Genomic DNA, 10,838 nt, shown 5'->3' with positions numbered 1-10,838 from the left:
GCACTATCCCAACGCCGAGCTGTGGTACGCCCTGGCCGACGAATACGGCCTCTATGTGATGGACGAGGCCGATATCGAGAGCCACGCCTATATGGACTACGCCAACAAGCATCCGGAGCTGCGGCCCAAGCTGCAGATCGGCTTCGACCCGGCCTGGGAGCAGGCCCATGTCAGCCGGGTGCTGAACATGGTCGAGCGCGACAAGAACCACCCGTCGGTGATCTTCTGGTCGCTGGGCAACGAGGCCGGCATCGGGCCCAACTTCGAAAAGGCCGCGGCCGCGGCCCGCAAGCGCGATCCCTCGCGTCTGATCTCCTATCTCGGCTGGGGCACGCTGGACTGGGAGCACGAGCCCAACGCCTTCGTCGACATCTATGCCCCGATGTACGACGACATCGAGAAGATGGTCGACTGGGCCAAGGATCCGACCCGCACCCAGCCGATGATCCAGTGCGAATATTCGCACATGCAGGGCAATTCCGGCGGCAACTTCAAGGACTACTGGGACACCATCTATCGGTACGACAAGCTGCAGGGCGGCTTCATCTGGGACTGGGTGGACCAGTCGATGTACCGCTACGCCAAGGACGGCCGCCGCTACTGGGGCGACGGCGGCGAATACGGGCCCAACCCCGGCGGCGACGTCGAGTTCGGCGACGGGCTGAACCAGCCCGACCGCACGCCCAACCCGCACCTCTACGAGGTGCAGAAGGTGCTCTCGCCGATCCAGTTCGGAGCTTTCGACCCGGCGACCGGCAGGGTCACCGTCACCAACCGCCACGACTTCCGCGACCTGTCGGGCTTCGACTTCGATTGGACCTTGGAGGAGAACGGCGTCGCCATCGCCTCGGGCCAATTGCCGGCCCTGACCACCGCCGCCCGCGCCAGCCAGACCATCGCCCTGCCGCTGCCGGCCCTGCCGCGCAAGCCCGGCGCGGAGTACTTCGTCACCGTGCGCGCCAAGGCCAAGGCCGGCGCCGTGCCGCTAACTCCGGCCGGCTACACGGTCGGCTGGGAGCAGTTCGCCGTGGGCGCGACGCCGGCCCCGACCGTGTCGCGAACCGGCGCGGTGGCCTTGACCGAGACCCCCGCGGCGATCACCGCCTCGGCGGGCGGCGCCACCCTGACCATCGACAAGGCCACCGGCCTGGTCGAGGGCTACGCCAAGGACGGCCTCGTCCTGGCCAAGGGCGGCCAGCCCAACTTCTTCCGGGCAGAGACCGACAACGACACCCTGAACGGCGTCGTCAGCCAGCAGCGTCCGTGGCAGGCCATGACCGAGACCCGCCAGGTCCGTAGTCTGGCGGCCCGCAAGACCGACGGCGGGGTCGAGATCGTCGTCGATCACGAGCTGGGCGCCGGCGCCGCGCGCTTCGTCACCACCTACCTGATGACCGGCGACGGCGCGGTGGCGGTGAGCGGCGAGCTGACCCCGCTGAAGGACGACCTGCCGCCGCCGGTGCGGGTGGGCCTGTGGTTCACCGCCCCGGCCAGCCTGAAGACCGTCGAATGGTTCGGCCGCGGCCCGCACGAAAGCTATGTCGACCGCTACACCTCCGCCCCGATCGGCCTGTGGCGCGGGGCCATCGCCGACCAGAACCATGACTACATGCGGCCCCAGGACACCGGCAACAAGGTCGATGTCCGCTGGATGGAGCTGAGCGGACAGGGCCGCGGCGTGCGGGTGGCCGCCGACAAGCCGCTGATGATGAACGCCCTGGCCTTCCCCTACCAGGACCTCTACCGCCGCGCGCCGGGGACCTGGAAGTCCACCGACATCGTCCCGCATGGCGAGGTCACCCTGCTGGTCGACTCGGCCCAGTGGGGCGTCGGGGGCGACACGGCCTGGAACCATGTGGGCCTGCCGCACATGAAGTATCGCACCAGGCTGGAGCCGACCCGCGTCGCCTTCCGCCTGGAGCCGTTCAGCGGCGAAGGGACCCAGCCGGACAAGGCGCGCCCGGCCCGGGCCACCGAGGTCCAGTAACCTCGACCCATCGTGATCCTGCAGGCGGCGAGCCACCGGACAGCGGTGGCTCGCCTTTTTTTTGGCCTGTCTGGTGAAGCCGGCTCGCGCCAGCGCCGGGCTGACGGCTTCGCATCGACCCTTCGGCCAGCGACTTCGCGCCGCTTTCGCGCCTTCCGTTGTGAAAGCGTCCTGCAACGATCGCCACAAAGTCGAGCGTTCGCACTGCGTTATATGTATATCGTATAAGATATTTGACATAAATAATATTATCGTGCCTTCCTGCTGCCGAAGCGCGCCTGTGGGAGGCGCGATCGTTCCGGAGGGGATTTTCCATGCGCAGCAGATTGGCGCGCCTTGACCTCCTGGCGGGCGCCGCGGCCGTCGCGGTCCTGTCAGTTGTCGCCGGGGCTCCGGCCGCCTTCGCCCAGCAGGTCGCCACGGCCGACGAGCCGGCGACGCTGGACGCGGTGGTGGTGACGGGGTCGCGGATCAAGCGGCCCAACCTGGTCTCGGCCAGCCCGATGACCGTGGTCGGCGACGACGAGATCAAGTACCAGGGCGCCACCTCGATCGAGAGCGTGCTGAACCGCCTGCCGCAGTTCACCGCCGATTCCAACGAGAACGGCTCGAACGGTTCGGACGGCACGGCCCGGGTCAACCTGCGCAACATGGGCTCCAGCCGCGTGCTGGTGCTGGTCGACGGCCAGCGGATGCTGCCGGCCGAGACCGCCGACGTGAACTTCATCCCCAGCGCCCTGGTCGACCGGGTGGACGTGGTGACGGGCGGCGCCTCGGCGGTCTACGGCTCCGACGCCGTGTCCGGCGTGGTCAACTTCATCCTCAAGAAGGACCTCAACGGCCTGCGGCTGGACGCCCAGTACGGCATCGCCCAGCACCGCAACGACAATGACTATCCCCGCTCCCTGATCACCGCGGCTGGCTACAAGTTGCCGGAGCGGTCGGTCACCGACGGGGCCCGGACCGACATCAACCTGGCTTTCGGCATGAATTCGCCGGACGGCAAGGGCAATGTCAGCTTCTATGTCGGCTATCGCGAACTCAAGCCGGTCACTCAGGACACCCGCGACTATTCAGCCTGCGCTCTCAACCTCGCGGGAGAGCGCAACGACGCCCTGGCCTGCGGCGGCTCCAGCAACAACGAGTACGGCCTGTTCTCTCTGCTCAGCGGCCCCAACGCCGGCCAGACGCTGAACAACACCAAGGACGGGAACAAGACCTGGGTCCCGTACAACAGCTCGTTCCTCTACAACTACGCGCCCACCAACTACATCCAGCGCTCGGACAGCCGCTACACGGCCGGCGCGTTCGGGCACTACGAGATCAACAAGGCCGCCGAGGTCTACGGCAGCTTCATGTTCATGGACGACCACACCTTCTCGCAGGCGGCGCCGTCCGCCCTGTTCCAGGGGACGACGTTCAAGATCAACTGCAACAACCCGCTGATGTCGGCGTCCCAGGCCGCGACGCTCTGCGGGTCGGCCGCGGGCACGGACGTCAGCCAGGACACCTTCATCGGCTACCGGCTGACCGGGCCGGGCAGCTCGCCGCGCCGCGACGACCTGCGCCACACCGACTACCGGATCAACCTGGGCTCGCGCGGCGAGATCGCGCCGGGCTGGACCTATGACGCCGGCTTCCTCTACTCCCAGGTCGTGCTCGACGAGAGCTACAAGAACAATGTCGACAACACCAAGGCCGCCAAGGCCCTGCAGGTGGTCAACGTCAACGGGACCCCGACCTGCAAGTCGGTGGTGGACGGCACCGATCCCAACTGCGTGCCGATCGACGTGTTCAAGTACCAGGGCCTCAGCGCGGCGGCCTACAAGTACCTCTACGCCCCGACCTACACCCACGGCGTCCAGCGCGAGAAGGTGCTGAGCGCGAACGTGAACGGCGACCTGGGCCAGTACGGGATCAAGAGCCCGTGGGCCGACGATGGCGTGGCCCTGGCCCTGGGCGTCGAGCATCGCCGCGAGGAGCTGAAGTTCGAGGCCGACGCCCTGGCCCAGGCGGCCGGCACCAAGGAGAACAACGGGGCCTTCAGCGTCACCGAAGCCTATGGCGAAATGGACCTGCCGCTGGTCCAGGACGCGCCGTTCATCAAGGCCCTGTCGCTGAACGCCGGCTATCGCACCTCCAAGTACGACTATCTCGACAAGCGGGTCTCGACCTATAAGGTCGAGCTGCAATACGCGCCGACCTCGGACGTGCGGTTCCGCGCCAGCTACAACCGCGCGGTGCGGGCGGCCAATATCAGCGAGCTGTTCGCGCCCCAGGGCCTGGGCAACGTCTCGGCGGTGGACCCCTGCGCCGGGGCGACGCCGACGGCCTCGGCCGCGGCTTGCGCCCTGACCGGCGTCACCGCCGCCCAGTACGGCAAGATCCCCGAATGCCCGGCCGAGACCTGCGTCACCCAGGGCGGCGGCAATCCGGACCTGAAGCCGGAAGTGGCCGACACCCGCACAGCCGGGGTGGTGCTGACCCCGCGCTTCCTGCCGGGCTTCTCGATGTCGCTCGACTATTTCGACATCTATGTCGACCAGTACATCGGCTCGGTCGACGCGCCGACCGTGATCAACCAGTGCGTCCAGACCAGCAATCCGTACTTCTGCAGCCTGTTCCACCGCGACCCGACCTCGGGCGTGCTGTTCGGCGATCGCGGCTACATCGTCGCCACCAACCAGAACACCGGCTTCCTGCAGACCTCGGGCCTGGACGTGACCGGCAACTATCGCTTCGACCTGTCGTCCCTGACCAAGGGCGGCGACTGGGGCAGCCTCGACTTCAGCTTCGTGGGCACCTACCTCAACAGCCGCAAGATCGAGCAGCTGCCGGGCCTGGGCGCCTATAACTGCAAGGGCCTGTTCGGTCCGACCTGCGGCCAGCCCAACCCGGCCTGGCGCCACCAGCTGCGCACCACCTGGACCCTGCCTTGGATCCCGGCCACGGTCTCGGTCAACTGGCGCTATTTCGGCGGGACCAACCTGTCCAGCAACGACAGCAACCCGTTCCTGCAGGGCGACCACGTCGAGATCAACCGCAAGATCAAGGCCTACAGCTACGTCGACCTGGCGGCCAACTGGAAGGTGCGTGAGCAGCTGTCCCTGCGGGCCGGCATGAACAACGCCTTCGACAAGGATCCGCCGGTGATCGCCGCCGGCCTGCTCAGCGCGTTCGGCAACGGCAACACCTATCCGGGCGTCTACGACCCGATGGGCCGCACGCTGTTCGTCGGCCTGACGATGGACTTCTAGGACCCCAGCTTTCCCGAGGATCGGCGGCGGCGTCGCGGGTCCTCGGGCGCGAACCTCCCCCAACTCCAACAGCTATCGCGTCCCCCGCGATAGCTGTTTTTTTATGAGGGTCTGGAGATCACCGGAGGCTGAGCGGCGGAATGGGAGCCGCTCACTTTCAATCCGCCGATCTCGGCATTCGCCGGGATAGGCGTGGATTTTGCGGGTCTATGCTCGGCGGATAGCGAGCAAAGATAAGGGAAATCAAGGATCTAATTTTTCTCGACCCCAATCTGTCCTCTGCCTCCAGAACCACCCCCATAATGCTTGCACCTGAAGGCATGGGGAGGGCGCACGTACGGCGACCGATGCGGCCTTCGGGGGTGGACGAGCGGGTAGGCCTTGTCCGCCGCGCTTCTTCGGAAGCATCCCGGATCGGTCCGGAGCAGGTTCGCCTCAGTCGCGACGAAGCTTCGGCGCCTGGGACAGGCGGATGAGCCAGCAGGCCCGGGCTGAAATCGCCCGGGCGGTCCAGGACGGAGCCAACGTCCTGCCCGTCGGGGGCCTCCATCGGAGCGGGTTAAAAATCCGCGACCCGAAGGCTTCTGGATAACGGCTCCACGCGAAGCGCTCAGACTTCGTCGAAACGGTACAAAACATCAAAGCTACTCCGGGCGAGGCCCGGGCGCTTCGCAACCCTTCCCATCAGCTCAGCGGGTTTCCGCGTGAGGCGGCCAAGTCGTGACCACGATTGGGGACAGGCGCATGCCGCCTGTCCCCGGCCACGCGCAAGGTCCCCTCAGTCGGCCGACCAGATCCCCCTCTGGGGGAGGAGGCCCCGAAGGGGCCGGAGGGGGATCGCGGCGTTGGCGGTTCAGCCCGCGTCTGTCGCGGTGTCCACCGGCGCGTGGTGATCCGTCTCGTCCGCGCGGTGCGACCATTTCCTCAGAACAGGCGCCAGGGCCAGGAAGCCCAGGCCGATCACCATGGCGATGCCGCCGATCCAGTTGAACACCGTCAGCGAGCGGGCCAGGGCGACGGCCGGGTCCAGCACCTGGCCGCCGACCGTTTCGGTGGCGGTCAGGCCGGCGACGAAGCCGCCGACCTTGCCGGCGATCGACACGGCCATGAACCACACGGCCATCACGAACGACACCATCGCCGCCGGCGACAGCTTGGTCATCTGCGACAGGCCCACCGGCGACAGGCACAGCTCGCCGGTGGTGTGCAGCAGGTACATCAGCAGCAGGAAGACCAGCGGCATCCGGAAGGCGCCGTCGACCAGGTGCGCGCCCAGCTGCAGCAGCAGGAAGCCGGCCCCCACCTGCAGCAGGGCCAGGCCGAACTTGGCGACCGGATTGGGGTCCTTGCCGCGCTGGCCCAGCCAGGTCCACAGGAAGGCGAAGACCGGGGCGAAGACCAGCAGCCAGCCCGAGCCCAGGGCCTGGGTCTGGGCGGCGTTGAAGCTGGTGTTGATCCAGAAGGTCGAGGTCCGGTCGATCCCCGCGGCCGCCAGCTGTTCGGGCGCGGCCAGGGTGACGGCGCCGTTCAGCAACCGCACCGGCCGGGCGACCAGATCGAGGTCGACATTGGTCGCCGCGAACAGGTTCAGCGACGAGCCCGCCTGGTCGAACAGGGTCCAGAAGATCACCGCGCCGAAGATCAGGAACACCGCCAGGCCCAGGCGCTCGCGCTCGACCCTGTCGCACCTGGCGATCATGAACCACAGGATGTAGCCCAGCGAGGCCAGCATGCCGGCGATCAGGGTCCAGTTGACCATCACCGTGTAGCGCACCAGCAGGCACACCGCCCCGACCCCGACCAGGGACAGCAGGTAGATCAGCCCCTCGCGGTTCACCGGTCCGACCAGCGGCCGGTCCAGTTGCTGGGCGGCGGGCGGCTCGCCCTTTCCCCGCAGCAGCGGTCGGCCCAGCACGAAGACCACGAAGCCGGCGACCATGCCGAGGCCCGCCAGGCCGAAGCCCGCCCACCAGCCGACCGTCACCCCCAGGAATCCGCAGAGGATCGAGGCCCAGAACGAGCCGAGATTGATGCCGTAATAATAGAGGGTGAAGCCCGGGTCGCGATGGCGGTCGCCCGCCGGATAGAGCTGGCCGACGATGGTCGAGATGTTGGGCTTGAGGAAGCCGACGCCGACGATGATCAGGGCCAGGGCGAACCAGAAGACATTCAGATAGAGCGGGTCTCGGCCGGTGACGCCCAGCTTGTACTGGCCCTTGGCCAGAACGGCCGGGATCGGGGCGCCGGCCGGCAGGCCCTGCACGGCGAAGTCGCCGGTCTTGGAGGCCGCCACGGCGTAGGGCTTGCCCTCGACGACCAGCCGGGAGACCCGGCCCTCGCCGCGGCCCTCGGACACGAATTCGTAGGTGTGGCCGCCATAGGCCAGGGTCTGGGTGGCCGGTGCGCCCTCGATGGCCATGGTCAGGTGGCCGGCGATCAGCAGGACGGCGCCGAAGATCACCGCCTTGCGGGCCCCAAGATAGCGGTCGGCCAGGAAGCCGCCGATCAGCGGCAGCAGATAGACCAGCGAGGTGTACGATCCGTAGTGGGCGCTGGCCGTCTTCGGGTCGAACAGGAAGTGCTGGGTCAGGTAGAAGATCAGGATGCTGCGCATGCCGTAATAGGAAAAGCGCTCCCACATCTCGGCGAAGAACAGCACCAGCAGCCCCCGGGGATGATCCCGCAGCAGCTGGATCAGCACCGGGACGCCGGTCAGGACCGTGACCAGGACGCCCATGACGATGACGATGTTCATGGATGGGCCTTGCGCTGTAGGATCCTGGTCATTCGCCTGCGTCCTCGCCGATCAGTTCGGGGCCAGCTCGATCGTGGTCGGCCCATCCTTCAGAGGCAGGGTATAGGCCCCGCGCTCGAGAACCGCCTCGGCGGGGCGATAGGGGCGGGCGCCCTTGGTGGTGGCCTCGATCAGCAAGCGGGCGGCCGGGGTGGCCTCGTCGCGCGCTCCCAGGGTCAGGGTCAGCTTGCCCGTGGCCGGCGTGTAGGCGGCGGCGTCGATCTTGCCGGCCTCAAGGGTCAGCCAGGCGCCGATCGGGGCCACGAACAGCCGGGTCCGCGCCCCGTCCCTGGGCTCGATCCGCACCGTCCCGTCGGCCTGGCTGACATTGCCGCCGAAGCCCAGCCAGCCGAACGTCGGGTCGTTGACCAGATAGGTCGCCGCCGCATAGGCGTGGCCGAAGAAGCCCATGCCGTAGTCGCCGCTGTAGGGGTCCCAGGACATCATGTCCGGCGCCGAGTGGAAGGCGGCCGACGAGAAGCCGTCCTGGTCGATATTGGTGATCCCGCCCATCAGGCCGCCATAGGCGACCCGCAGCAGGTGCAGGTCGCCGGGGTCGGCGCGGTAGGCGTCGAACAGCGGCACGGCGTTCAGGGTCGAGCCGTAGTGATGGATCTGCCGCTCGATCCGCGGAACCTTGCCGCCGTACAGGAAGTCCCAGTAGCGCCGGGCGTTGCCGTTATAACCCCAGCTGGGGACGGTCGGATCATAGGCCAGGATCACCTCGCGGGTCTCGTCGGCCTGCTTCTGGTGGCCGAAGAAGCGCATCCAGGCATAGACCTCGGCCTGGCCCGTGGAATCCCAGGCCATCTCGCTGCCGAACGGATAGGGCAGGGTCATCCAGTGGTCGGCGCGGCCCTTCATCAGGCCTTCGAGCTCGCTGGCCTTGTCGGTCAGGCCCTCGCGGCGCAGGTCCTTCAGGATGTCGACGAAGACGTCGCCCTCCATCTGGCCGAACTGGGCGTAGTAGGGGGCGTCGCGCATCATCGCCACGGCGGTCGTCTGGGCGTGGTCCAGATACCAGCGCCAGTCGTGGGCCTTGACCAGGCCGTCGTGGTTGCGGGCCAGGCGGTAGAGCACCCAGTGGCCGATGGCCACGTGCGGATAGTTATAGGACCGGCCCAGGTCGCCAGCGTCTTTCTTCGACCACGAGGTCCAGGACTTCCAGTTGGTCTTGGGGTCGTAATAGGTCGGGAATTCGTCGGGGGCGTAGTAGAACAGGCTCTTCTTGACCGCCCCGGCGTGCTCGCCGTCGGCGACCTGCAGCCCGCCGACGATGGTCTCGTTGACCACCCGCTCCAGCTTGGCCACCTCGCCGGCGTCTGGATTGTCCAGCTGTTTCATCATCGCCGCGACCCAGCTGCCGGCGCCGCCTTCGTCGCTCATGCCCGAGATCCAGACCCGCGGGTCCTGGGTGACGATCTTCTCGGCCTGGCGGTCGTAGGTGAGGATGCCCGGCGAGCGCTTGAACGGGTCGGACGGATCCTCGAACCACTGCTTGGTCGTCGAGAACCGGCCGAGGTCGGCCATGGTCTGGTCGAGTGGCTTGGTGATGAAGTAGGAGACGGTCTGGACCGTGTCGTCGGCATAGGTGATCGACAGCGTCGCCCGGCCCCAGCCCGACGCCCGGACGGCGTAGCGCGACCATCCCGAGCCGGACTTGCCAAGGGGAGCTTTGACGGCCGTGGCGGTCAGCGCCCCGGCCGGATAGCTGTCGATCCTGGCCACCGGCTTGGGCGACTTCAGGAACAGCGCCGCATCCTGGTCAGTGGGCACGACATAGCCGGGAACGCCGACCGCCACCGGGCGGCGGTTGGCGACCAGGGTTTCCTCGATCGCCCGGATCGAGGGCGCGGTGACCAGGCGCACGCCGATCGTGCGGCTGGCGCCGGGGGCGAGCGAGAAGCTGGTCGGCGTGTTCCATTGCTCGCCGGCGGACTTCCAGTCCTGCTCGGCGAAGCCCTTGCTGGCCACGGTCCAGTCGTAGAAGCCTTCCGAGGTCTGGCCCCGCTCGCTGCGGTCGGTGAAGACGTCGCCGGGCCTGGCGCCGCGCCCGGCCTGTTGGATCGGGCGATAGGCCTCCAGCGGCGTCGCCTTTTCCGGCAGGACCAGCAGGGCGGGACCCTTGCCGTTCAGGCGCGTCACCTGCAGGTAGCCGGCGTCGCGGCCGATATAGGGATCCACGAAGCTGGCCTGGGCGTGGGCCTCCTCCAGCGAGCGGTCGGTGATGATGTTGTCGAACACCATCGGCAGGCCCAGCCCCCCGACCTCCACGGCCTGCTTGGACGTGTTGGTCAGCACGAAGCGCAGGGCCAGGGCCCCGCCTTCGGCGACCCAACGCCGTTCGACTCGCAGCGGCGAGTCCGCGCCAAGCGACGCGGTGATGTCGGCCGCCGCCAGGACCGCGCCGCCGGACGGCAAGCGGCGGATGGGTTTGCGCTGATGGGCCGAGCTGAAGTCGCGCCAGGCCCCGCCCTCGGTCCGCAGGCGCAGGTGGATGTCGCCGACATGGACGTAGCCGTCGCCCTGGCGTTCGGCTTCCCGGGCGCCGGGCACGAAGTCGAAGCCGGCGTCGGCCGTGGGCGACAGCCGCGCCAGGGTCTGGGTGTCGGTGCGCAGGTCCAGCCGGAACTGGGCGGTGCGATAGGTCGTCCGGGCGATCGGCGCGAAAACCTTCTTGGGCGGCTGCGGGGCGGGCGCCGACTCCTCGGCGCGGGCCAGGCCGGTCGCGGAGAGGCCCAGCGGCGTGGTGGCCAGCAGCAGGGCCGTCAGGGCCAGCGGGCGAAGGTTCGTCATCGGA

The 10,838-nt window shown here is 68.0% G+C and carries 4 protein-coding genes; 2 read left to right on the top strand and 2 right to left on the bottom strand.

The genetic code is table 11. The features are described from left to right. Both EV278_RS13560 and EV278_RS13555 read left to right on the top strand, forming a co-directional pair. Positions 1 to 1,987: glycoside hydrolase family 2 TIM barrel-domain containing protein (locus EV278_RS13560; RefSeq protein WP_132092111.1), on the top strand; the 1,987-nt coding region annotated here is incomplete at its 5' end. 314 nt (positions 1,988 to 2,301) lie between these two features. Beyond that, positions 2,302 to 5,244, top strand: a complete 2,943-nt coding sequence (locus EV278_RS13555) for a TonB-dependent receptor (RefSeq protein ID WP_132092108.1) — start codon at positions 2,302 to 2,304, stop codon at positions 5,242 to 5,244. Positions 5,245 to 6,097: 853 nt separating this feature from the next. On the opposite strand, the gene EV278_RS13550 is transcribed toward EV278_RS13555, so the two are convergent. Then, positions 6,098 to 7,999: an MFS transporter gene (locus EV278_RS13550; protein ID WP_132092106.1), complete on the bottom strand. Its 1,902-nt coding sequence runs from the start codon at positions 7,997 to 7,999 to the stop codon at positions 6,098 to 6,100. Between the two features lie 51 nt (positions 8,000 to 8,050). Next, positions 8,051 to 10,834, bottom strand: a complete 2,784-nt coding sequence (locus EV278_RS13545) for a DUF5695 domain-containing protein (protein ID WP_132092103.1) — start codon at positions 10,832 to 10,834, stop codon at positions 8,051 to 8,053. Positions 10,835 to 10,838: the final 4 nt, after the last annotated feature.

Source organism: Caulobacter sp. BK020, assembly GCF_004342605.1.
GTDB lineage: Bacteria > Pseudomonadota > Alphaproteobacteria > Caulobacterales > Caulobacteraceae > Caulobacter.
This window is presented reverse-complemented; position numbering and strand designations above follow the sequence as displayed.

Coding starts and splice junctions, on each gene's coding strand:
- EV278_RS13555 (WP_132092108.1), top strand. CDS start 2,302: ATGCGCAGCAGATTGGCGCGCCTTGACCTCCTGGCGGGCGCCGCGGCC.
- EV278_RS13545 (WP_132092103.1), bottom strand. CDS start 10,834: ATGACGAACCTTCGCCCGCTGGCCCTGACGGCCCTGCTGCTGGCCACC.
- EV278_RS13550 (WP_132092106.1), bottom strand. CDS start 7,999: ATGAACATCGTCATCGTCATGGGCGTCCTGGTCACGGTCCTGACCGGC.